Here is a 23,573-nt window from a genome sequence, read left to right on the forward strand (position 1 = left end):
TATGACTTTCGTCATGAATAAGAGATGACCTTTGCTAGATTAATTAGCAAGGTCTTTTTTATATAATAAAATCATAAGGATGGAGGGGTAAATAATGAATGTTATAGAAATTAAAGATTTAGTAAAAAAATATGATGACACTATAGCTGTTGATAATATTAATTTATGTATTGAAGAGGGGGAAATCTATGGAATATTAGGACCAAATGGAGCTGGTAAAAGTACTACTATAAGTTTAATTTGCTCTTTACTACATCCAAGTTTAGGAGAAATTAAAATTTTAGGAGAAGATATTAAAAAGAAATCTTTAAAAGTAAAGAGACATATAGGACTTGTACCACAAAATATAGCTGTATATAAGGATTTTACGGCATATGAAAATGTTAAATTTTTTGGTGAACTTTATGGATTAAGAGGAAAGGCACTTGAAGATGCAATAGATGAAGCCTTAGAATTTACAGGATTATTAGATGTAAAAAAGAAAAAAGCTAAGGAGTATTCAGGGGGAATGCTTAGAAGGCTAAATATAGCTTGCGCCATAGTGCATAGTCCTAAGATATTAATTATGGATGAGCCTACAGTAGGTATAGATCCTCAATCAAGAAATAATATTATGCAAGCAGTAAAAAAATTAAATAAAAAGGGAGTAACTATAATTTATACAACTCACTATATGGAAGAGGCAGAATGTTTATGTACTAAAATAGCAATTATAGATAAGGGGAAAATTATAGTTGAAGGCACTAAAGAGGAACTTAAAGATATAGTAAGTGATAAGAAAATTTTAAATATTGGAGTAGATGATATTTATAGAGTTAATATAGAAAAATTAAGGAATGTAGAAGGAGTAGTGGATATCTCAATTGATGATAATAATGTAATAATTACTTCTTCGAAGGATGTAAATAATTTAAGTAAGATAGTAAAAGAAATTTCAGAAGAAGACTTAAAAATAAATGACTTAGGGTTTAAAGAAATAACCTTAGAAACAGTGTTCCTATCATTAACAGGTAAAAAATTAAGAAATTAGGAGGAATGGTATGATAGCAGTAATTAAGGCAATAATTTTAAATTGCATTAGAGATAGAAAAAATCTATTTTTTATGATACTCTTCCCTCTATTTCTAATTTTCATTGTTGGGGGTACTTTATCATCTTACTTTGATAGTATGAATAAGTCGGTATTTGTAGGAGATTTTAATATATACTACCTTAATGAAGGTGATGAAAAAATAAATGAGGTTTTTGATACTTTTAAAAATGTAGTAGAGGAAAGTAAGGATATAGAAGATATAAGTATAAAAAAAATAGATAATATTGATGAGGGAAAAAAAGAAGTAAGAGTTAATCGAGCTGTATTATTACACTTAAAGGGTGATACTATAGAGGTTTATTCTAATGATGAATCATTTATTAAGAATTCTTTAGTTTACGGTATATTAGAGAGCATTACAGATAGATACAATGCAGTAACTGAAGTCTATGAAATTAACCCTATGAAGGCAGGAGAAATAATTAACAGTAATGAAGATACAAGCTTTATTAAATCGGATGATATACCTTATGAAAAAACCCCGAATTCTATGGATTATTATGGAGTTGCAGAAATAGGGCTTATGATGTTTTACTTTATAAGTTATCCTTTATATTTCTTAAAGGAAGATAAATTAAATAATATTAAAGATAGAATAAAGTTATCAGGACTATCTTTAAATAAATATTATTTATCATCATTTATAGGATTCTTCATTTTCTCATATTGTGTAGCTTTAATTAACTATATATTAAGTAATATTTTATTTGATATAAATTATGGTGATAATTTATTAATAATGCCATTAGCCATGATACCTTTCTTAATAATTGTAAATGGAATAGGGGTGTTAATAGAAATAATCTTGAAAGATGATAAAGTTGCAAATACTCTTGTACAAAATATAATTATTCCTGCTTTAACATTTCTAGGAGGAGGTTATATTGCTATATATGGAGAAATTGATGGACTTTTCAACTTAATAACAGAGATATCTCCATTGAGATGGTTTAATAGAAGTATTTTTAGAAGTATATATTCAAATGATAACAGTTTGTTAGTTAATTGGATGATTTTTGGAATTGTAGTATTGGTTATATTAATTATATTAATTTTCTTTATTTCAAAGAGAGAGGAGAGTAACAATGAAAAATATATTAGTGTTAATTAAAAATAATTTGAAAATAGATATATTAAAAAATCCATTTAGTTTTTTAGTTTCATTGTTTGCTCCTATTTTAATATTGTTTCTTATGTTAAAAATAATAAGTGGTAATTCAGGATACTTAAATATAGGAATAGTAGATAATGATAGTAGCAAAACTACTAAAGTAATAGTTGATTTTTTAAAAGAGCAGAATGGTTATAATGTTAATGATATAAATGAGGATAGTATTGATAATTTATTTTCTGAAAAGGCCATAGATGTGGCTATTGTATTTAATAAAGGTTTTGAAAATAATATTATACTTAGTGGAAAAGATGAAATTAATGTTACATCAGTTGAAAATGATGGAGTAGGAAACTTGATAAAGGAACTTCTTAATAGAGAAATGTTGAATATAAGAGATATTTCTTTAGCTAGTAATAAAGATAAAGAAGTTTATTATAGAGGGTTAATTAATTATAGTAATAGTACTTACGTAAATATTACTAAAGAAAGTTTAAATGATTTATATAAAGAATATTCTTCTAGTCAAATGTTTATAGGCTTTTTAATTATGTTTATGCTTATTAGAGGAATGAAAACTGCTTATAGAATATTTGATGAAAAAAGTGAAAATATATATATGAGAATATTTATGGCTCCAGTCAAATCATCAGAGTACTACTTGGCTGATATTATAAGTGGATATATTTCTATACTTATACAAGTAGTTTTAGGGATTGTAAGTATAAATATTCTTAATGTTGAAACAGGGCTAAGTAATATTCAATTATTTGTAATATTAGCTTTAGTAGGATTAGTTTCAGTAAGCTTAGCTTTATGTTGTAGTGCCTTTGCAAAGAATAGAACAGAAGCCTCTAATATATTTAACTTTGCTAATATGTTTTTCTTAATGGTTGGAGGAGCTTTTGTACCTTTAGAAATAATACCACCATTAATAGAAAAAATATCTTATTTTACACCGGTAAGGTGGGCCATGGAATCTATAAATGCTTTGCAGCAAGGAGCTCAAGTTAATGAAATATATAATTATTTATTAATTATTATATTATTTGCAGTAGCATTCTTTGTTGTAGGAGCATACAAGACTGGAAAGGAAGAAAAGAAAATTTTAGTAAACTAGATGTGTGCTGACGCACAATAAAAGAATTAAGTAATGAAAAAATGAAAGAGTGAAAAAATAATAGGTAAGAGATAAGGGAGAAGGGGGAAGGGGGAGAAAAAGCTCCTTGGAGAGTTTTGGAATTAAATTAATTAGAGGATTCAGATGAATCCTCTAATTAATAGTTTTTGTAAGGTTTTAAAACTTCTTATTATTAGCTTTTATAAAATTTTAATCATCTATTTTATCCATATTAGTTATATCTATAGCATCTTCATCATTTAGAGAAGTAGCTTTATAGTTTGTTTTATTTTCTGATAAATTAGATGAAACTTCATTTATTATGGAAGAAGGATTTATATTTAGTTTATCCTTATTAAGAAAGTCTTTTAAAGTACTTGATAAGTCTATACCTGTTAAATCCTTTAATACTTCAAAGCCATTAGCTGCTACATCAGTTACAATTTTTGAAACCTTTGAAGCCCCTTGATTTCCACCATTATCTATAACAGTTAATTTATCAATTTGTTCTAGAGGACTTGCAACTTCCTTCATTACATCTGGCAATCTATTTACTACCATCTCTACAATAGCAGCCTCACCGTATTTAGCCATAGCTTCAGCTAATTTATCTTTAGCTTCAGCTTCAGCAAGCCCCTTAGCTTTGATAGCTTCAGCTTCAGCAAGTCCTTTTGCTCTTATAGCATCAGCTTCAGCAAGGGCTTGTAATTTTTTAGCATCAGCTTCAGCTTTTGCCTTTACTCTTATAGCTTCAGCTTCAGCCTCTGCCTCTCTAATTGCTTGAATCTTATGAGCTTCAGCAGCAACTTCTACTTCATATTTCTTAGCATCTGCAGGCTTCTTAACCTCAGCAATTAATTTCTTTTCTACAACTATAGCTTCCTTTTCTGCAAGAGAAGCTTGTTGTTCAGCTAATAATGCATTATTTTCAGCTTCTTGTAATTTATAAGCTACGTCAGCATTAGCCTTTGCTTTATCTTGCTCTGCTCTAAAAGATTCCAGCTTGATTTTTTTATCTCTTTCACTTTGAGCTATTTCTGTTTCAGATTCAAGCTTTGCCTTTTGTCCTTCTCTAGTAGCTACGGCAGTTTTTATTTCAGTATCTCTTTTTCTTTCAGCTTCTGCTATATCTGCTTCGGACTTAGCAGCTGCAATTTGAGGCTTAGCTCTATTTTCTAAGTATCCTCCTTGAGTACTAATTTTTAATATTGTATAAGAAATTAGCATTAATCCCATGGAACCAAGTTCATTTCTAATATCATCTTCAATTCTTTGTTCAAAAGATGATCTGTCTTCATTAATTTGTTCTACTGTTAAAGTAGATACTATCCCCCTAAGTTTACCTTCTAATATTTGTTCAACTATAGTTCTAATAACATTAACAGTATTTTTTTCACCTCCATTAGAAAACTGCTCAACTGCTTTTAAAACATTTTCAGCGTCGTTTCTAACCTTAACAACAGCAGTACCAACGATATTAACAAATATACCTTGTTTAGCAGGTGCCTCACTTACATCGGTAGTCATAGATATATTTTCTAATGAAATAGTTGAAGATGTTTCTAATAGGGGAATCATTAATCCTCCTCTTCCTAATAGAACTCTTTTTCTTAATCCCGTAATTACCATAGCCTTATCTGCTGGAACCCTCTTCCAGAAAGATAAGAATAATATTATTACTACTAAAGCAATAACAATATAAGGTAAATACTCCATAATAGTACTTAAAACATTATCCATAAGTATCCTCCCAATTATAAATTATCAATACAATTTTATCATAAATTTATAAAAATTACCAAAAACAAATAAAGGAAAATCTAAAAAGTATAAATAATAGTGTATAATAATCATTAAGAAGAAAGGAGAGTAATATGAAGTTTAAAATTAAATATTTTATAATATCAGTATTGATTATTTCTGTAGGGTTATACATTTATGCTATATTCCCTAGAAGTGGGACTATTTACGAGTTAGTTCTTGATAAATATAATAATGCAGAATTTTCAATTATAAATATAAGTGTTAATAACAAAGAATATAAATTCAAGGATAAAAACGAAATAAATATTTTTATAGATAAACTAAAAAATATAAAAATAAAAGAAGGTAAAATTAGAGAAGATATAAAAAGTGAAACTGAAGTTAGAATGTATTCAGAAAACTTTTCAGAAAAGTTAGGCTTCACAATTTTTGATAATAAATATTTAAAGTTTTATGGTAGTGAAAATGGAAGGTACAAAACTACAATTTATAAAATTGTAGAAGAAACAAATATAAATGAATTAATAAATGATATTAAGGGTGGAGTTGAGATTAAGGAGGAATAATATATGGGAATAATTGCAATGATATTAGTTTATACAATACCAGCTATTACATTATATTTTATAATTAAATTTGCAGTGAAAAATGCAATAAAAGAAAGTATGGAAGATGTAGAAAATAGCATAAAGAAGTCAATAAAAACAGTTTTAAATGAAAGAGAGTTTAAAATAGGAGAGTAAAGATGGATATAAACTTAAGGCTATTAAGAATAGAAGATACAGATGAATATTGGGAAGTTGGATTTAAAAAACCAGATAAAGATATGTTCTATTATACAGGGACTACACACTATCCAACTAAAGAAGAAATAACAACTTTTATAGAGAAAAGTGCTAGCGATGATGAAAGAAGGCATTTTCTTATTTTTAGTAAGGAAAATAATATATTAGGTGAAGTAGTTCTTATGGATATAGATGATGAATATAGAAGTTGAGGCTTTAGAATTGCCATATTTAATAAAGAAAATTTTAATAAGGGAATTGGTTATAAAGCTACAAAGGAAGCTTTAAAAGTTGCATTTAATGAAATGAATTTACATAGGGTAGAGCTAGAAGTTTTTGATTACAATCCAAGAGCTAAAGCAATGTATGAAAAAGCTGGGTTTAAAGAAGAGGGAATAAAGAGAGAGGCATTATATATGAATAATGAATTTCATAATGTATATATAATGTCTATTTTAAAGAAAGAATTTATGGAGGGATGATAATTGAAATTTAAAACATTAATAAAAGAATCTAGAGGTATTGCTATTACTGTAGTAGGAAGTTTAATAGTAGCATCATTAATAAATACTAAGGTTTTTGCTATGGCTAGAGTAGAACATGAATCTATGGAAAATACCCTTTATAGTGATGAAAGACTATTGTTAGATAAGCTTAGTTATAATTTTGAAAATCCACAAAGGGGAGATATAATAGTTTTTATTAACAATGGGGAAAAAGGAAATGTTCTAGAAGAAAGCTATATATTTATGAAAGAAGTTGCTTCATTAAAACAGATTACAGATACAAGAGTAAGATATGTGAAAAGGGTAATTGGAGTGGCAGGAGATGAAGTTGATATAAGGAATGGTTATGTATATGTAAATGGTGAAAAATTAGATGAAGCCTATGCAAAAGGTGAAACTTATAATAAAAACCTCTCTCTTCCATTAAAAGTAAATGAAAATGAATTATTCGTATTAGGTGATAATAGGGAAGTTAGTGAAGATAGTAGAAGTTTTGGAGTGATTAAAATAAATCAAGTTGAAGGAAGAGCTTTACTTAGAATAGCTCCTTTAGATAAATTTGGAACTATAGAATAAAAATGAATATTAATTTTATAAATTACAATATCAAATTGAACTAAATTTTCTTTTATGTTGAATAAAAAAGATTTAGTTCAATTTGATTTTACTTGTAATGATAACTTTATTAAAATAAATTAAAAAATTTACATAGAATTAATGTACTTTGTAAAAAAGGATGGTATTATATTATAGTAACTTAACGAAATAAATGATTCACATTTAAGGGGGTTATTTCAATAACAACATGGCACGCCATCTGATAAAATTTTTATCGGAATATGGCTGTACATATTAGAATGTTTTTTGCTATAACATGGCACGCCATGTTATAAACAAAACAGTTTTTAAACTGGTAAGGTATTCTATATTAGTTTAAGAGGGGATTTGAGTTAATGTCTAAAAGTATAGCAGTATATAAAATTATTAGAGAAAGCATAATACAGGATATTCATAGTGGAGTTTATGAGAGTGGGGACATGATTAATGGACAAGACTATTATGCAAAAAAGTTTAATGTAAGTAGGGCAACTGTTAGAAAAGCTATTGATGACTTAGTAGAAAAGCAAGTACTTTATACTGAAAAAGGTAAGGGAACCTTTGTAAGTAAAATGCGTAATAATAAAGATCGTGAAAGAAGAAAGCTGTCATTTAGTGAGTCACCACGTAGAAAAACTCATAAATTTGAAACGGTGGTTGATACCCTAGTTTATCAAAAGGCAGACCGTAAAATTGCAAAACAACTACAAATAAATGTAGGTGATGAAATAGTAAGAATACAAAGAATACGAAAGGTGGATGGAATAGCAGAAAACTACCAAACTAGTTATATTAATTGTGAGTTAGTTCCTGAGATAGATTTTAAATTTGAGAATTTAAATAATAGATCTTTATTTGAATTGTTGAAAGTGAAGTCTAATTTAATTCCAAAGTATTCTGATGAAGAAATACGAGCAATTTCTTGTCCAAAGGAGATTGAGGGAAAACTACCAATTGAAGAAGGTGAACCAATATTATTTATTAAAAGAGTTACGTATACAGAAGAAAATATAGTGATGGAATATTGTGAGGACTATGAGTGCTCTGATATTAAAGGGCTTAAAGTAAGAACTTTTACATCATAGAAGAGGAGGTAATAGTATGGATATTAAGCTTATAGTAAGCGATATTGATGGAACTTTAATAGATACAAATGAAGAGTTAAAAGAAGAGTTTAATAAGCTTAAGAACTTTGTAAAAGAAAATAATATACCTTTTACATTAGCTACTGGGAGATGTTATGACGAGGTTCATGATTTCATTAATGAATTTGAAGTGGATTTACCTATAGTTGTAAATAATGGAGCAGGAGCTGTAAAAGATGGTGATTTCTTATGGGAGACTACAATGAAGGCTAGTATTTTAAGACAAGCTATAGAATATGCTGATGAGCTTGAAATGGTAATTGTAACTAGTGATGGTATATCAAACAAATCATACAGACATAATGATTACATAAGAAATCAAATTAAGAAGTTTGGAAGATATGAGGAGATATATAAGCCTGAAGGGGAAGAATGGGATATTGCAAGTATACAAAAGCTCTTAATAATAGATCCATTGCCAGAGGGACGTATCGATTCCGTATTAGAAAAATTAGAACCATATAAAGATATGTTAAATATCGTTAAATATAATGACAGATCTGTAGATATTATGCCTGCATCTACCAATAAAGCTGAAGGTGTACTTAATATAGCAAGAATTTTAAATATAGATTTAAATAATATTATGGCTATAGGAGATGCGAAAAATGATATAGAGATGATAAATATGGTTGGTGTTGGAGTTGCAGTATCAAATGCAGATCCAAAGCTAAAAGAAGTAGCAGACTATGTATGTGATTATCCTAATGCAGGTGGTGTGCTACAAGCAATTAAGAAATTCTATAAGTTATAAAATGGAGTGTGACAAAAGTAGAATGAACAAAAATAAGACTTTTATAAAAAAGATAGAACCATATTTATGGTTAACACCTGCTTTTTTACTATTCGTGGTATTTGTATTTTATCCATTTATAAAAACACTTGTAAATAGTTTTTTTATAGTAGATAGATTTGGAAATTTACATGAGTACGTAGGATTTAATAATTACAAGTATGTATTAAAAGATGAAAACTTTATAAAGTCAATTGGTAATACAATTTGGTTTGTAATATTAACAGTACCTATTTCTAAGGTATTTGGTCTTTTACTAGCATTATTAGCTAATAAAAAGAGAAAAACATCTGTATTTTATGAGACAAGCTTTGCAATACCAATGGCTATGGCTTCTTCAGTAACAGCTATGATATTCCAACTTTTATATGTTCCATCTCTTGGATTTATAAATGGATTTTTTGGAATAGATGTACAATGGCTAAATGATCCTAAAGTAGCAATGATAGCTCTAGCTATAATTCAAATTTGGTTATCTACAGGATATGCATTTATCTTTATGCTATCAGCTGTAAGAAGTGTACCAGAAGAATTAATAGAAAGTGCTGATTTAGAAGGTGCTTCTGCATTACAAAAAATTATAAAAATATATTTACCAATAACATCACCAACAATGTTCTATTTGATAATAACAGATTTAGCATATGGAATGATGATGATGAGTTTAATGAGTATATTAACTAATGGTGGGCCTTATGGTTCAACACAAACAGTAATACAATACATATATAATCAAATAACAGGAATAGGAAACTTTACTGATGCTAATCCAGCAGCGATAATAGCCTTTATTATTACGTTTATATTCACAATGATAGGATTTGCTTGGGAAAAGAAAGGGGTAAAATATTAATGAAAAGAAAACAATTGAACGATTACTTTATTCAAATTATTTGTATAATTGTAGCATTAATTATACTTTTTCCAATACTATATGCAATTTCTGTTTCGTTTATGGAAGCGGAGGATATATTATCAAATCCACCTAATTTATTACCTAATACTGTGACATTTGAGAACTACATAACAGCATTTATGAGAACTGATTTAATTAGATATATGTTTAACTCATTTGTAGTAGCGTTAATAGTTAGTATTTCAAGAGTAATCATAGGTATGATGGCAGCCTTTGGTTTTTCATTTTTTGAATTTAAATTTAAGAAAGTATTATTTATGCTAACTATGACAACACTTATGATTCCACCTGATGTTCTTATAGGTTCTAACTTCCAAACTATTTCTAAGTTAGGTCTTGTAAATACATACTTAGGTATGTCATCAATATTCTTAGTTTCAGCTGCTAATATATTTTTATTTAGACAAAATTTCTTAACTTTTTCTAAGAGTTTAAGAGAGGCAGCAGCTATAGATGGATGTGGAAATATTAAGTTTTTTACTCAGGTGTTAATTCCAATAACTAAACCTATTTCAGTTACAATATTCATTTCTTCATTTGTTAACATGTGGAATCAATATGTATGGCCAATGTTAGTTACAAATCAAAATGAAATGCGTACTATTCAAGTAGGTATAACGATGTTAAAGGATAGAGAATCATCTATATTTGGTCCAGTAATGGCAGGGGCAGTAATAGCATTAATTCCAACAGTGATTATATTTATATTATTCCAAAGAAAAATTGTTTCTGGAATGATGTCAGGTGCTGTTAAAGAATAAAACTATTGATTTGAGAGGACGTAGAACAAAAAATGAAAAAATTAGTAAGTTTCATTCTGTTAATATCAATATTATTAACAGGATGTTCGATTAGTTCAAAACAAAGTGAGACTGATTCTGATGGTATTACTGAAATAACATTTTGGCATTCAATGGATGGTGTTTTTGGAGATATAGTTAAGGAACAAATTGATGAATTTAACAATACCATAGGAAAAGAAAAAGGCATAAAAGTAACTGGAGTTTTCCAAAGCTGGCCTGGAACAACATCTTTAATGACAGCTATGTCAGCAGATGATATTAAAAATATGCCAGATGTAATTCAGTTATATGGTGAAAATGTAGATATGATACGTGATTATGAACGTACAGTTTGGGCAGAAGACTTTATAAATAATGAATCATCTACAATAAAGAAAGAAGATTTAATAGCAAATACAGTTACTGCTCAATCAATTGATGGAAAGATGATAGGTGTACCTTATACAGCATCATCATTAATGCTTTATTATAATATGGATTATTTAAAGGAAGCTGAATTTAGTGAGCCACCAAAAACTATAGCTGAAATGGCTGATATGATGATAAAGATATCAGAAAAAACAGAAGCGGAAAATGGTCTTAATGTGGCTATTAATCAATATGAATTAGAAAGCTTTATATCAATTCAAGGTGAAAATGGAACATATTTCGGAAATAATGAAAGTGGTCATAATAAGCATATGACTGAATTCTCTGAGGAAGGTAAAGAAGCTCTTAAAAACTTTTTACAAGAGTGGGAGAAAGTTATAGGAACTGGAGTATATAAACCAGTAACAGATAGTATAAATGAAGAGTTTTCAAAAGGTCTTCATGCTATGACAATAATGACAAGCTCTCGTATTCCAACAATAGCAAAGTTAGTTGGAGATTCATTTGAATGGGGTGTTACTTCAATTCCAACAGTAAATGAGGGAGATGTAGTAGGAGCATACCCTAGTGGTTCAGGATTATATATAATGGATAGAGAAAGTGAAGCTAAAAAGAAAGCTGCATGGGAATTTGTTTCTTATATGGCATCTAAAGAAGCACAAGTAAAGTGGGTAGGAAGAACGGGTTATACTCCGGTTAATATACACGTACAAGAGTTAGATGAGTACGAAAAGGCAGTAGAAGTAGAGCCAAGATTACAAAATGCTATGAATAATTTAAGTAATACACCAAATACTGTAGTTCCATCATTTACTCCAAATTCTAATGCAATAGGAATTATTATTAAGGATGCAATGAGGGCTTTTGGTTCAGAGTTAATAACTAAGGAAGAAGCGTACGATGAAATAGTGGAGGGAATAGCGAAATCCATTGAAGTCTATTATCGTGCTAACCCGGTAGGTAGAAATGACTAAGTTAGGAAAGAATAAAGTAATTATAGATTGTGATCCTGGTGCTGATGACGCATTAGCAATAATGCTAGCATTAAACTCTGAGGAGATAGAGGTTTTAGGAATTACTACAGTAAGTGGTAATTCCCCTCTTGAGATTTGTACTCAAAATGCTTTAAACATAATAAACTCTTGTAATAAAAAAAATATTCCTGTTTTTGCTGGTGAAGATAAGCCAATAAAAAGAGATATTGAATTTACAGATGAATACTGTGGTAAAAATGGTGTATGTGAATATGAGTTTAGAAAAAGTGACAAATTAGTAGAGAGAGTAAATGCTATTGATTTTATATATGATAGTGCCCTTAAGGAAGAAAAACTTACTATTATATCAATAGCTCCTATGAGTAATATAGCAAAAGCTTTAATTAAGTATCCTAATCTTAAGGAGATGAATATAGAAATAATAACTATGGCTGGATATTACAAAGTAAATAGCAGTGTTAATGCTAAGCGTAGTGAATGGAATGTACTAGTAGATCCAGAAGCTTTTGAAATAGTATGTAACTCAGGTATTCCTATGTATAGCCTAGGCCTTGATGTTAGTTCTACTTTAAAAAATGAATATATAGATGAAATTATAGAAAAGGGCAATAAAAGTGAGAAAATAGAGTATTTAATTCATGCTAAAAATTTCTATTTAAGCAGGAACTTAACTCCTAAAAGTTTATTAGTTGACTCATTACCTATAGCTTATATTATAGATAACTCTATAGCTAAGTTTAAATTAGGTAAAGTTACTATGAAATATAAAGATAAAATAGATTGCGATATAATTGAATTTAACTCAAATGAAGATAAAGCAAATATATATGCAGCATATGAATTAGATTTAGATAGTTTTATAGAAATTTTAATTGAAAGGATATTTAACAAATGAAGTTAGCGACATCTACAAATATAGTATGTGATAGACCGGATGGAAGTGTATTTCCATTATCTAAAACTTTAGAATTAGCAAGTGAAGCTGGATTTAAAAGATTTGATATGAACTTCTGGGATTGGGCCCTTCCCCATTCTCCATTTTTAACTGATGAATGGGAGAAGTGGATTCATGAGGTGGCTAATTCAGCAGCGAAATTAGGAGTAGAATTTGGACAGTGCCATAGTTATACATTTAACTTTTTAAATCCTAATTTATCTGAAGAAGAATATAATTATCATCAAATGCTTACAAAGAGATCTTTAGAATGTTGTAGCATATTAGGATCAAAATTATGTGTAACTCATCCAGACACAGACTTTCAAGCGATGGATTTAGTTAAAAGCTCAAAGGCTAAAAATATTGAGTATTTTAAGGGATTATTAGAATATGCATCATTATTTAATATGGATCTTGCATTAGAAAATATGTGTGATTTTAGCATAGCTCCAAAACGTAAATATTGTGCAACGCCAGAAGAGTTAGTAGACTTTGTAGATGAATTTAATGATTCTAGAATAGGGATTTGTTGGGATTTTGAGCATGCTGATATTATGAAGCAAGACCAAAGAAAATCTCTTCTATATATGGGGGATAGACTTAAAGCAACTCATGTATCAGATACACATAGCTCTACAGATACAGATCTTATGCACGTGATGCCTTTATTTGGAACTGTGGAGTGGAAAGAAGTTATGAGAACTCTTAGAGAAATTAATTATAAGGGAGACTTCTCATTTGAAGCACATAACTATGCAAATAGACTTCCAGATGAACTTTTACCAGCAGCTTTAAGGCTAAGCTATGAAATTGGTGAATATTTAATGAAGTTATAAAGTGATTCTTATCTTCAGGTGGAGTTTTCTTAAAAATTAGAGAACCCAAATCTTGCATTTTGTGTGAATCACTTTCACAGAGTACAGGATGCCTACTCCACCTGAAGGTTAGAAGAACTAATCCAGGCGCGTAGCAGTGCTTAGCTCCCACTTGTAGAAGGGGGAGTGTTAGCAATGGTAGCGATGGGATAAACAATTATTAAAAACTAAGGAGAATAATATGTCTAGCGTAACGTTAAAAAATATTTGTAAATCTTATAATAAGAATGTTCAGACTGTAAAAAATGTTAATATTGATATTAAAGATAAAGAATTTATAGTTTTAGTAGGACCATCTGGATGTGGTAAGTCTACTACACTTAGAATGATAGCTGGGCTTGAAGAAATAACTTCAGGTGAACTATATATAGGAGATAAATTAGTAAATGATATTCATCCTAAAGATAGAGATATAGCTATGGTTTTCCAAAACTATGCATTATATCCTCATTTAACAGTTTATGAGAATATGGCATTTGCATTAAAGATTAGAAAAACTCCAAAAGATGAAATAGATAAGAAAGTAAGAGAAGCAGCAAAAATACTTGATTTAGAAAAGGTACTAGATAGAAAACCTAAGGCTTTATCAGGTGGGCAAAGACAAAGGGTAGCCCTTGGACGTGCTATAGTAAGAAATCCTAAAGTATTCTTAATGGATGAACCTTTAAGTAACTTAGATGCAAAGCTTAGAACTTCTATGAGAGCTGAAATAAGTAAACTTCATAAAACACTTAATAGTACATTTATATATGTCACACATGACCAAGTAGAAGCTATGACTATGGCTGATAAAATAGTTGTTCTTAGAGATGGTGAAGTTCAACAAATGGCAACACCTAAAGAAATTTATGATAATCCAAGCAATATGTTCGTTGCAGGGTTTATAGGTTCACCTCAAATGAACTTTATAAATGTTACTATTAAAGAAGATAATGGACAATTATACGCAGTAAACTCTGAAATGCATGTAGCTTTAACTAAGAAAGCTTGCGCAGTTCTTACTGAAAAAGGATATATTAATAAAGAAGTAATCCTTGGAATAAGACCTGAACATATTAAAAATGATGATTTATTTATAAATAATAATGAAGATGCTGCTTTTGAAGCTTTAGTAGATTTTAATGAATTAATGGGTTCTGAAGTTTATTGTTATTTAAAAGCTGGAGATTCATCTATTACTGCTAAGTTTGATGGTAATTTCAATGTTAAGCCTGGAGATACTATAAAGCTTGCTATAGACAAAGAAACAATTCATATATTTGATAAAGAAACAGAATTAACTATAGTATAATAAAATAATATTATTTTAATAATTATATATTTAAATTAGGGGAGTGTTGTATAAGCCTCCCTTTTTGTATATAAATACTATCTACATTAATAATGCAATTATTGCAAAAATATTACAATTTTAAAATGCTATTTTAATAATGAATTTGAATGAGTATAATTTATTATAACTATAATTTTCAATAATATGAAAAATTGAGGAGATAATATATGGATACTCAGATAATAATTGTATTAGTTTTGAATTTTTTAATTTCTATAATTGGAACCTTAGCCTACTCTGTAAGATTAGTTGGAGTTAGAACAGGGAAAATAGCAGTTACCTTTGCAGTATTTAATGTCTTAATGTTATTGTCAAGAACAGCAGTTACATTTCAAAGTCCATTATTAACAAAGTTTGTAGAAAGCAACACAAGTAGTAATGAATTAGTAATGGTGTTTAATTATATAATAATAATTTCGGGAATAGCATCTATTGTTGGAGCTTTTTTAATACCAACATTTCAAAAGATGTTTAGTAAAGCTGTAGACCATTTTTCTATTGAAAGATCAATACCTAAACTAATTATTCATAGCTTTTCAAAGACCGGTATTAAATATATGAAGGATAGTATAGCAATACCTGTTAAGGAAAGTGTTACAAGTATTAATTTTAAAAACCTACCTAAAAGAATTTTATTTTATAATTTTATTTCCGTGGCAATAATTACTGCTGGAGCCTTTGCACCTATTTATGCTGGAAGTATAGCACCAGAGTTAAGGGCTACTTGTCTTTCTCTTTCACCAATTATTAATGGAACAGCAACAATACTTACCTCTATTTTTATTGATCCTCATCTATCTATTATGACAGATGATGTAGTTGATGGTAAATGTAGTGAAGAAGACTTTAGAGGCTGCGTTGTAGCTATGGTTGGAAGTAAAGTAGTTGGAACCTTTGCTGCTTTAGCGTTATTTGTACCAGCTGCACATATTATAGCTTTTATTGCGAACTATATCTAGAAATCAAAGATGATAAATAATTAATTCTATTTATCATCTTTTTTGTTGTATTGAAAACCACTGGCATAGCCAGTGGATAAAATGGCTTAAGCTCTGAACAGAAAAAACTCCTATGATATAATTGCAACGACTGACAATCGTAAAACAAATTAATCATAGGAGGTGTGTCGTATGGGTAACGACATAGAAAGCTTATCACATACAAAATGGAGGTGTCAATATCATAAATAATAACTGATATCAATATGCCATTTATAAACGGATTGGAAATGTTGTCTTCATTTAATAATAATGAAAACTTCGAAAGTATAATTTTAACTAGCTATGGTGAATTTGATTATGCAAAAATGGCAATATCAATAGGAGTAAGCGACTATTATTAAAGCCTATAAATGAGGAAGAACTATTTAAAATAGTATCAAAAATTAAAAAAAGATAGATGAAAGAAAAGCTTATGAAAATATAAGAAATTATACAATTAATAAAGAAGATATGGAATTTGCTAATCTTAAAATATATATTGATTCTAAGCAAATAAATACTTATGTAAAGTATGCAATTAATAAAATTAAAGAAGAGTATAGTGAAAAACTTAGTATAGAGATGCTAGTAGATGAGCTTGGAGTAAGTCCAAGTTATTTAAGCAGAAGGTTTAAGGAAGAAACATCATATACCTTTTTGGATATGCTTAATAAATATAGGATACAAAAAGCTATAGAATTGATGTCAAAAGAAAGAGGTAAGTATAGGGTTTATGAGATTGCTGATATGGTTGGCTTCGGGGAATATAAACATTTTTGTTCAGTTTTTAAGAAGTATACCAAGTTTGCGCCTAAAGATTTCATTAAAGCTAAAAGTATAATAATAAATTAATTTCTTAAGAAGTTAATGAAATTGAAAATTAGTATTGAATTTATTTATTCAAATTATATAATATAATTACTTTCATAATTTTAATACTTTCATAATTTTATTATTACAACTATTCATTGGATTTTAGGAGGATTAATAACTCTTTTTAAAGGAGATAATAGGAGATGAAAATTAATAGAAAGTAAAAATATTATGGGTGGAATTGTTCGGAATCATTATATAGAGAGAAAGAATTAGGAGGAAATCAAATGATTAGAAAAATAGGGAAAATAACATTATACGTAAGCGATCAAGAAAAAGCAAAGGAGTTTTGGACTGAAAAATTAAACTTTGTAGTAAAGTTTGAGCAAGCAATGGGCCCTAATATGAAATGGATAGAAGTAGGTCCAAGTGAAGATGAATTTACAACTTTTGTTTTATATAATAAGGAAATGATGAAAAAACAAAATCCAAATACAAATGTTGAGCACCCTTCAATAATTTTAAGTACTGATAATATAGATAAAACTTATGAAGAAATTAAGAATAATGGTGTAAAAGTAGGAGAAATAATGAAAATGCCATATGGTTCGATGTTTAATTTCTTTGATGAGGATGGAAATCAATACTTAGTAAGAGAGGACTAAAATTTCTATAGATGTATTAAAGATAAGATTGATTTATTTAGCTAAATAAAAGGGGGGAGCATTATGAAGAGTGCAGAATATTATATAGAAAATCTAAGCATGGAACCACATATTGAAGGAGGATATTTTAAAGAGTCTTTTGTATCTACTGATAATATTAGGACGGATAAGAAGTTATGGAGTAGTATTTACTTTCTATTAATGACTGGTGAAGTATCAAATTTTCATAGATTAAAATCTGATGAACTATGGTATTATCATGATGGTGAAGCATTAACAATATATATGATAACAGAAGAAGGTAAATTAATAACAAAACAACTTGGGAAAAATATTGAATGTGGAGAAGAACCTCAAGTATTAGTTCCAAAAGGATGCATTTTTGGTTCAGCAATGAATAATAATGGATACGCCTTGGTTGGATGTATGGTATCACCAGCATTTGAATATGATGAATTTGAGCTATTTACTAGAAAAGAACTTTTAGATCTTTATCCTGATTATAGAGATATAATTATTAAATTAACAAGAGAAAATAGATAGTTTTTATTTATGTCATAATGAGATAGAAAATTACATAGGTATATTTTCTATATATAGTTTATAAATTTAAAGGAGCTGTCTGTGGCAGCTCCTTTAATTAATTTCTTTTAGACAAATGCTTTATAAATTGAATTAATACCTTTTTCAAAATCATCATTTTCTATACCTATAAGAATATTTATTTCACTTGAACCTTGGTCGATCATTCTGATATTAACATTAGCTTCACTTAGTGAAGTGAATATTTTAGCAGCAATTCCCTTGTTTGAAGACATACCGTTACCAACAGTTGCAATTAATGCCATATTAGGATGAACTAAAATAGAATCAGGATTGCATGTCCTCTTAATTTCATCAACTAATATTTCAGTTTTATTCTTAAGTTGTGAATCTGAAATTACAACACAAACTGTATCTATACCTGATGGCATGTTTTCATAAGAAATACAGTTTTGTTCTAATATAGATAACACCTTTCTACAGAAACCAAGTTCTGAATTCATCATAGCTTTTTCAATAGATATTACAGTGAAATCTTTCTTACCTGCAATACCTTTAATAGGATTATTAAAATCAGGCTCCATATCTTTAACTATAAGTGTTCCTGGATCTTCTGGTCGATTAGTGTTCTTAATGTTAATAGGAATACCAGCATCTCTTACAGGAAAAACAGATTCTTCATGTAAAACAGATGCTCCCATATATGAAAGCTCTCGTAGTTCTCTATAAGTAATTTTACTTATTTGCTTTGGATTATCAACAATTCTTGGATCTGTCATTAAGAATCCAGAAACGTCTGTCCAATTTTCATATAAATCAGCATTAATACTTGCTGATACTAAAGCTCCAGTTATATCAGAACCGCCTCTTGAAAAAGTTACTATGTTGCCGTCCATATCAGCACCATAAAATCCTGGAATAACAGCTTTTCTGCCATTTTCAAGTGCTTTTCTTAATGAAGTATAAGTTAACTCACTATCAATACTTCCATATTTATTAAAGAAAATTACATCTTTAGCATCAATAAAATCAAAATCAAGATAATTTGCAAGAATAATACCATTTAGATATTCGCCCCTACTTGCAGCATAATCTTTTGATGCACCATTTTCAATATCTTCTTTAATTTTGTCTAAGTAAATATCTATGTCTAATGATAAGTCTAATTTTGATACTATTTTTTTATATCTATTAGCTATCAAGTTAAAAACATCATCTAGTGGAATACTAGATTCAATATGACTTTGACAAAGATAAAGTAAATCAGTAACTTTAAAATCTTTAGGATTTCTCTTTCCTGGTGCGGAAGGAACAACTACCTTTCTATTAGAATTAGATAAGATAATATTTTTTACCTTCTTAAACTGATCAGCATCAGCTAAAGAACTTCCCCCAAATTTTGTAACAACTGTATTCAATTTTATAGCCCCCTTATAAATTGTATTTATTATATATTAGCAATTTTTTAACAAAATCTCAAATGAAATTTACTAAATTATTAGATAATTATTAATTTTTTCAATTCTAATAAATTAAATTTTAACTTCATAATGAAAAATATTATCAATACGATAATTATCCCAAGGGTATAGAGAAGTATAATTAAAACATTATTGAAAAGACATAATTATTATAATAATTAAAAGATTCAACAAGTTATAACAGGAAAGAATAAAATATATAAAAATAATAATTAAAGAGAAAGTTAAGTTTATGAAGAAAACTTTCAAATATATATCCCTTTTTTAAGATAATGAAGCTTTTGTTATTATTAAATAAATATTAGAGATGTTATAATTGATTAGTATATATATTAAGGGGAGTGGATAATTGGATGAAGGTAATAAAAAGAGATGGTAGTATAGTAGATTTCGACAAAAGAAAAATAAGAGAAGCCATTAGTAAGGCTATGAAAAACGGAAGTGGAATCTATTTAGGGGATATAGCTAAAATTATAGCTAGCGATGCTGAAAAATACTTTTACAAAAGTGGTGAAACTCCAACAATACATAAAATAGAGTCTTACGTATATGATAGACTTGTACATTACGGGCAAATAGTAACAGCAAAATCTTATGAAGGATATAGAGCTGTACAAGAATTCAAAAGAAATACTAATACAACAGACGAAAGTATTTTATCTCTTTTAAATAAAACTAATGAAGATGTAATCAAAGAAAATTCTAATAAGAATTCAGTAATAGCTGCAACTCAAAGAGATTTAATAGCAGGAGAAGTATCAAAGGATATATCAAGAAGGCGATTAATTCCAGCACATATAGTTCAAGCTCATGATGAAGGAGTTATTCATTGGCATGATATGGATTACAGTTTATCTCCTATTTTTAATTGTTGCTTAATTAATTTAGAGGATATGCTTGAAAATGGTACTGTAATAAATGATAAATTAGTTGAGACACCTAAGTCTTTTGGTACTGCATGTACTGTAACTACACAAATTATGGCACAAGTATCAAGCAATCAATATGGTGGTCAAAGTATTACGGTAAAACACTTAGCTAAATATTTGAAAATTACAGAAGAAAAAGCATTTAAGCATTATATGGAGCTTCTAGGAGATGAAGATCTTGCTAAAAAATTAGCTTTAGATACTAAGATGAAAGAACTTAAAGATGGTGTTCAAACAATAAGGTACCAACTATCTACTTTACAGACAACTAATGGTCAAGCACCATTTAGCACTATTTATTTAGAAATAGAAGAAGGTCATCCTTATGAAGAGGAAATGGCTTTAATCTGTGAAGAAATGATAAAACAAAGATTAGAGGGAATGAAAAATTATAAAGGTCAGGAAATCGGAGAAGCTTTTCCAAAGCTTATTTATCTTTTAGATGAGCATAATTGTCTTGAAGGTGGAAAATATGATTATATAACTAAATTAGCAGCAAAATGTACTGCAAGAAGATTAGTTCCTGATTATCAATCAGCAAAAATTATGAGAGAAAATTATGAAGGAAATACCTTCCCACCAATGGGCTGTAGATCTCATTTATCACCTTGGAAGGATAAGGATGATAACTACAAGTGGTATGGTAGATTTAATCAGGGTGTAGTAAGTCTTAATCTTCCACAAATAGCAATTATAGCTGATAAGGATATGGAATTATTCTGGGATATGCTTGATCAAAGATTAGAGTTATGTAAAGAATCTCTATTAACAAGACATAGAATGCTACTTGGAACGAAGTCAGATGTTTCTCCAATTCATTGGCAACATGGAGCTATAGCTAGATTAGATAAAGATGAAAGTATAGACAGTCTATTAAAAGATGGATATTCAACTTTATCATTAGGGTATGTTGGTATACATGAAATGGTTCAAGCTATGCTTGGAGAAAGTCATACAACAGAAAAAGGTGAAGAGTTTGCACTTGCTGTTATGAAACATATGAATGAAGCTTGTCAAAAATGGAAAGAAGAAACAGGATTAGGTTTTAGTTTATATGGAACGCCAGCTGAAAACTTAATATACAGATTCTGTAGATTAGATAGAAGTAAATTTGGGATAATTCCAAATGTAACAGATAAATTATATTATACTAATTCTTATCATGTTCATGTTTGTGAAGAAATAGATGCATTTAGCAAACTTAAGTTTGAATCTCAATTCCATGGAATAAGCTTAGGTGGCTGTATTTCTTATGTAGAAGTTCCTGATATGAGTAAGAATTTAGAAGCTGTTGAGCAAATTATTAATTTTATATATCACAATATTCAATATGCAGAAATCAATACTAAACCAGATGTATGTTATAAATGTGGATATACTGGTGAAATTAAGCTTGATGAAGATTTAACATGGTATTGTCCTTCTTGTGGAAATAGGGATGAAGCAGAAATGCAAGTTATGAGAAGAACTTGTGGATATATTGGAACTAATTTCTGGAATAAAGGTAGAACTGCAGAAATTGGCGATAGAGTATTACATTTATAAGGATGATTTAGTATGAATTGTGCTAAAATAAGAAAATTTGATGTAAGTAATGGACCAGGTATTAGAACTACATTATTTGTAAGTGGATGCACTAATAATTGTGAAGGATGCTTTAATAAAGATTTACAAGATTTTAATTATGGTGAGAAATGGACGAAAGAAAAAGAAGATGAATTTTTATCTTTTGTTAAAAATGATAATGTAGTAGGAGTTAATATTTTAGGTGGAGAGCCAATGGATCAAGTAATGGATGAGGATTTACCTAATTTATTAAAGAGAATTAAAGTTGAAACCAATAAAAGCATATGGCTTTGGTCAGGTTACATATATGAAGATATTATTGAAGATATTAATAAAAGAAATATATTATCCTATGCTGATGTATTAATAGATGGTAGATTTCAAATAGAAAAAAGAAATATTTCACTTAAATATAGAGGATCATCTAATCAAAGAGTTATAGATATAAAGAGAAGTATAGAAGAAAATACAGTTGTAGAAATATAAAAGGCTTATCTTAAATTAAGAATTTCTAAAGTATATAAAATGAAAGTACCCTGTTTAAAAACAGGGTACTTTTATTTTATACTAAAATTCTTTGTAAAAAATGAGTTGCCATAGCAGCGTATTTTTTACTCTAGAATATCTTTAACATAGTTAGGCAACATAAAAGAACCTTTATGAAGATTTGTATTATAATACTTAGTTTTTAATCCAAGAGAATTCCAATAATCTTCCTTTAAATCTTTTATTGGGTGTAATTCTTTAGATGCAAAGCAGAACATCCAATGTCCAGATGCATAAGTAGGCATATGATATTGATATGCTTCACAAACATTAAATAAAGATTTAAGCTTACTAAATGATCTTTTCATTTCTTTTGCATTGTTTGGATAATAAGGACTTTCACATTGGTTAATCAATATACCTTTACTAGTTAATGCATTAAAACAATCATTATAGAAGTCCATAGTGAATAAACCCTCTCCAGGACCAATAGGATCAGTAGAATCAACTATAATTAAATCATAAAGGTTTTCTTTTCCTTTAACAAATTTTATACCATCTTCAAAATATAAATTAACTCTTTCATCTTTTAATTTATTTGCTGTGAAAGGTAAGAATTCCATTGAAGCTTTAACTACAGCTTCATCTATTTCTACCATATCAATTTTTTCTATTGTATTATAGCGACTTAACTCTCTAACAGTTCCACCATCACCAGCACCTATTACTAATACATTTTTTATATCTTTATTAGTAGCCATAGAAACATGAGTTATCATTTCATGATAAATAAACTCATCTTTTTCAGTAATCATAGTCCAATTATCTATAACAAGAACTCTTCCGAATTCATAGGTATCTATTATATCAATTTTTTGAAAAGGACTCTTTTCAGAATATAAGTGTTTCTTTACTTTCATAGAAAAATTTACATTTTCAGTTTGGTTTTCAGTATACCATAATTCCAT

General features: G+C 28.6%; 25 protein-coding genes. 22 read left to right on the top strand and 3 right to left on the bottom strand.

Annotated elements, in window-relative coordinates; translation table 11 throughout:
- Positions 1-94 precede the first annotated feature (94 nt).
- From GPX08_RS03670 to GPX08_RS03680, 3 genes are read left to right on the top strand one after another with little or no spacing between them, the layout of a single operon-like run.
- Entirely contained in the window at positions 95-1,030 is a 936-nt protein-coding gene (locus GPX08_RS03670; RefSeq protein ID WP_156625496.1) for an ATP-binding cassette domain-containing protein, read from the top strand.
- Positions 1,031-1,040: 10 nt separating this feature from the next.
- A complete protein-coding gene (locus GPX08_RS03675) occupies positions 1,041-2,204 on the top strand; it encodes an ABC transporter permease (RefSeq protein WP_156625497.1) in 1,164 nt (387 codons plus the stop codon).
- Complete coding sequence (locus tag GPX08_RS03680; protein WP_156625498.1) at positions 2,179-3,324, top strand: ABC transporter permease; 1,146 nt, start codon at positions 2,179-2,181, stop codon at positions 3,322-3,324. The genes GPX08_RS03675 and GPX08_RS03680 overlap by 26 nt, the downstream gene beginning before the upstream one ends.
- 210 nt (positions 3,325-3,534) lie before the next feature.
- Here the strand turns inward: GPX08_RS03680 and GPX08_RS03685 are convergent, their stop codons facing one another.
- Complete coding sequence (locus tag GPX08_RS03685; protein ID WP_156625499.1) at positions 3,535-5,064, bottom strand: flotillin; 1,530 nt, start codon at positions 5,062-5,064, stop codon at positions 3,535-3,537.
- A gap of 134 nt (positions 5,065-5,198) precedes the next feature.
- Here GPX08_RS03685 and GPX08_RS03690 point away from each other — a divergent pair, with 134 nt between their 5' ends.
- From GPX08_RS03690 to GPX08_RS03770, 17 genes are all read left to right on the top strand, one after another.
- On the top strand, positions 5,199-5,654 hold the full coding sequence (locus GPX08_RS03690) for a hypothetical protein (protein ID WP_156625500.1): 456 nt from the start codon (positions 5,199-5,201) through the stop codon (positions 5,652-5,654).
- Positions 5,655-5,833: 179 nt separating this feature from the next.
- Entirely contained in the window at positions 5,834-6,085 is a 252-nt protein-coding gene (locus GPX08_RS03695; RefSeq protein WP_156625501.1) for a hypothetical protein, read from the top strand.
- 9 nt (positions 6,086-6,094) lie between these two features.
- On the top strand, positions 6,095-6,355 hold the full coding sequence (locus GPX08_RS03700) for a GNAT family N-acetyltransferase (protein WP_156625502.1): 261 nt from the start codon (positions 6,095-6,097) through the stop codon (positions 6,353-6,355).
- A gap of 3 nt (positions 6,356-6,358) precedes the next feature.
- Positions 6,359-6,955 carry a signal peptidase I gene (lepB, locus tag GPX08_RS03705; RefSeq protein ID WP_156625503.1) on the top strand — a complete coding sequence of 199 codons (597 nt, stop codon included), beginning with the start codon at positions 6,359-6,361 and terminating at the stop codon, positions 6,953-6,955.
- A gap of 377 nt (positions 6,956-7,332) precedes the next feature.
- Entirely contained in the window at positions 7,333-8,061 is a 729-nt protein-coding gene (locus GPX08_RS03710; protein WP_156625504.1) for a UTRA domain-containing protein, read from the top strand.
- Between the two features lie 16 nt (positions 8,062-8,077).
- Positions 8,078-8,875: a Cof-type HAD-IIB family hydrolase gene (locus GPX08_RS03715; RefSeq protein ID WP_156625505.1), complete on the top strand. Its 798-nt coding sequence runs from the start codon at positions 8,078-8,080 to the stop codon at positions 8,873-8,875.
- A 43-nt stretch (positions 8,876-8,918) separates the two neighbouring features.
- Positions 8,919-9,767, top strand: coding sequence for an ABC transporter permease subunit (locus GPX08_RS03720; protein WP_156625602.1), 849 nt, complete (start codon positions 8,919-8,921; stop codon positions 9,765-9,767).
- Entirely contained in the window at positions 9,767-10,591 is an 825-nt protein-coding gene (locus GPX08_RS03725; protein ID WP_156625506.1) for an ABC transporter permease subunit, read from the top strand. Before GPX08_RS03720 ends, GPX08_RS03725 begins: the two co-directional genes overlap by 1 nt.
- Before the next feature lie 32 nt (positions 10,592-10,623).
- Entirely contained in the window at positions 10,624-11,976 is a 1,353-nt protein-coding gene (locus GPX08_RS03730) for an extracellular solute-binding protein (RefSeq protein WP_156625507.1), read from the top strand.
- Positions 11,969-12,892, top strand: coding sequence for a hypothetical protein (locus GPX08_RS03735; RefSeq protein WP_156625508.1), 924 nt, complete (start codon positions 11,969-11,971; stop codon positions 12,890-12,892). Before GPX08_RS03730 ends, GPX08_RS03735 begins: the two co-directional genes overlap by 8 nt.
- The gene (locus GPX08_RS03740; protein WP_156625509.1) at positions 12,889-13,770 is read left to right on the top strand and encodes a TIM barrel protein; all 882 of its coding nucleotides are present in this window, start codon (positions 12,889-12,891) and stop codon (positions 13,768-13,770) included. Before GPX08_RS03735 ends, GPX08_RS03740 begins: the two co-directional genes overlap by 4 nt.
- A gap of 220 nt (positions 13,771-13,990) precedes the next feature.
- Positions 13,991-15,100, top strand: coding sequence for a sn-glycerol-3-phosphate ABC transporter ATP-binding protein UgpC (ugpC, locus tag GPX08_RS03745; protein ID WP_156625510.1), 1,110 nt, complete (start codon positions 13,991-13,993; stop codon positions 15,098-15,100).
- 209 nt (positions 15,101-15,309) lie between these two features.
- On the top strand, positions 15,310-16,101 hold the full coding sequence (locus GPX08_RS03750) for a DUF2837 family protein (RefSeq protein ID WP_156625511.1): 792 nt from the start codon (positions 15,310-15,312) through the stop codon (positions 16,099-16,101).
- Positions 16,102-16,346: 245 nt separating this feature from the next.
- Complete coding sequence (locus tag GPX08_RS03755; protein WP_156625512.1) at positions 16,347-16,484, top strand: hypothetical protein; 138 nt, start codon at positions 16,347-16,349, stop codon at positions 16,482-16,484.
- A gap of 109 nt (positions 16,485-16,593) precedes the next feature.
- Entirely contained in the window at positions 16,594-16,974 is a 381-nt protein-coding gene (locus GPX08_RS03760; protein ID WP_156625513.1) for an AraC family transcriptional regulator, read from the top strand.
- Positions 16,975-17,222: 248 nt separating this feature from the next.
- Positions 17,223-17,600: a VOC family protein gene (locus GPX08_RS03765; protein WP_156625514.1), complete on the top strand. Its 378-nt coding sequence runs from the start codon at positions 17,223-17,225 to the stop codon at positions 17,598-17,600.
- A 63-nt stretch (positions 17,601-17,663) separates the two neighbouring features.
- Positions 17,664-18,143 carry a cupin gene (locus GPX08_RS03770; protein ID WP_156625515.1) on the top strand — a complete coding sequence of 160 codons (480 nt, stop codon included), beginning with the start codon at positions 17,664-17,666 and terminating at the stop codon, positions 18,141-18,143.
- Between the two features lie 107 nt (positions 18,144-18,250).
- On the opposite strand, the gene GPX08_RS03775 is transcribed toward GPX08_RS03770, so the two are convergent.
- On the bottom strand, positions 18,251-19,561 hold the full coding sequence (locus GPX08_RS03775) for an aspartate kinase (protein ID WP_156625516.1): 1,311 nt from the start codon (positions 19,559-19,561) through the stop codon (positions 18,251-18,253).
- 416 nt (positions 19,562-19,977) lie between these two features.
- Here GPX08_RS03775 and nrdD point away from each other — a divergent pair, with 416 nt between their 5' ends.
- A complete protein-coding gene (gene nrdD, locus GPX08_RS03780; RefSeq protein WP_156625517.1) occupies positions 19,978-22,098 on the top strand; it encodes an anaerobic ribonucleoside-triphosphate reductase in 2,121 nt (706 codons plus the stop codon).
- Between the two features lie 12 nt (positions 22,099-22,110).
- A complete protein-coding gene (nrdG, locus tag GPX08_RS03785) occupies positions 22,111-22,605 on the top strand; it encodes an anaerobic ribonucleoside-triphosphate reductase activating protein (RefSeq protein WP_156625518.1) in 495 nt (164 codons plus the stop codon).
- Positions 22,606-22,730: 125 nt separating this feature from the next.
- Here nrdG and speE read toward each other — a convergent pair whose 3' ends face one another.
- Positions 22,731-23,573 (bottom strand): polyamine aminopropyltransferase, encoded by an 843-nt coding sequence (speE, locus tag GPX08_RS03790; protein WP_156625603.1) that lies wholly within the window; start codon positions 23,571-23,573, stop codon positions 22,731-22,733.

Source organism: Clostridium tertium (genome assembly GCF_902652255.1).
GTDB lineage: Bacteria > Bacillota > Clostridia > Clostridiales > Clostridiaceae > Clostridium > Clostridium tertium_A.

Excerpts from the sequence above, each read along its gene's own strand:
- GPX08_RS03670 (WP_156625496.1), top strand. The coding sequence starts at position 95 with ATGAATGTTATAGAAATTAAAGATTTAGTAAAAAAATATGATGACACT.
- GPX08_RS03675 (WP_156625497.1), top strand. The coding sequence starts at position 1,041 with ATGATAGCAGTAATTAAGGCAATAATTTTAAATTGCATTAGAGATAGA.
- GPX08_RS03680 (WP_156625498.1), top strand. The coding sequence starts at position 2,179 with ATGAAAAATATATTAGTGTTAATTAAAAATAATTTGAAAATAGATATA.
- GPX08_RS03685 (WP_156625499.1), bottom strand. The coding sequence starts at position 5,064 with ATGGATAATGTTTTAAGTACTATTATGGAGTATTTACCTTATATTGTT.
- GPX08_RS03690 (WP_156625500.1), top strand. The coding sequence starts at position 5,199 with ATGAAGTTTAAAATTAAATATTTTATAATATCAGTATTGATTATTTCT.
- GPX08_RS03695 (WP_156625501.1), top strand. The coding sequence starts at position 5,834 with ATGGATATAAACTTAAGGCTATTAAGAATAGAAGATACAGATGAATAT.
- GPX08_RS03710 (WP_156625504.1), top strand. The coding sequence starts at position 7,333 with ATGTCTAAAAGTATAGCAGTATATAAAATTATTAGAGAAAGCATAATA.
- GPX08_RS03715 (WP_156625505.1), top strand. The coding sequence starts at position 8,078 with ATGGATATTAAGCTTATAGTAAGCGATATTGATGGAACTTTAATAGAT.
- GPX08_RS03725 (WP_156625506.1), top strand. The coding sequence starts at position 9,767 with ATGAAAAGAAAACAATTGAACGATTACTTTATTCAAATTATTTGTATA.
- GPX08_RS03730 (WP_156625507.1), top strand. The coding sequence starts at position 10,624 with ATGAAAAAATTAGTAAGTTTCATTCTGTTAATATCAATATTATTAACA.
- GPX08_RS03735 (WP_156625508.1), top strand. The coding sequence starts at position 11,969 with ATGACTAAGTTAGGAAAGAATAAAGTAATTATAGATTGTGATCCTGGT.
- GPX08_RS03740 (WP_156625509.1), top strand. The coding sequence starts at position 12,889 with ATGAAGTTAGCGACATCTACAAATATAGTATGTGATAGACCGGATGGA.
- ugpC (WP_156625510.1), top strand. The coding sequence starts at position 13,991 with ATGTCTAGCGTAACGTTAAAAAATATTTGTAAATCTTATAATAAGAAT.
- GPX08_RS03750 (WP_156625511.1), top strand. The coding sequence starts at position 15,310 with ATGGATACTCAGATAATAATTGTATTAGTTTTGAATTTTTTAATTTCT.
- GPX08_RS03755 (WP_156625512.1), top strand. The coding sequence starts at position 16,347 with ATGCCATTTATAAACGGATTGGAAATGTTGTCTTCATTTAATAATAAT.
- GPX08_RS03760 (WP_156625513.1), top strand. The coding sequence starts at position 16,594 with ATGGAATTTGCTAATCTTAAAATATATATTGATTCTAAGCAAATAAAT.
- GPX08_RS03765 (WP_156625514.1), top strand. The coding sequence starts at position 17,223 with ATGATTAGAAAAATAGGGAAAATAACATTATACGTAAGCGATCAAGAA.
- GPX08_RS03770 (WP_156625515.1), top strand. The coding sequence starts at position 17,664 with ATGAAGAGTGCAGAATATTATATAGAAAATCTAAGCATGGAACCACAT.
- nrdD (WP_156625517.1), top strand. The coding sequence starts at position 19,978 with ATGAAGGTAATAAAAAGAGATGGTAGTATAGTAGATTTCGACAAAAGA.
- nrdG (WP_156625518.1), top strand. The coding sequence starts at position 22,111 with ATGAATTGTGCTAAAATAAGAAAATTTGATGTAAGTAATGGACCAGGT.
- speE (WP_156625603.1), bottom strand. The coding sequence starts at position 23,573 with ATGGAATTATGGTATACTGAAAACCAAACTGAAAATGTAAATTTTTCT.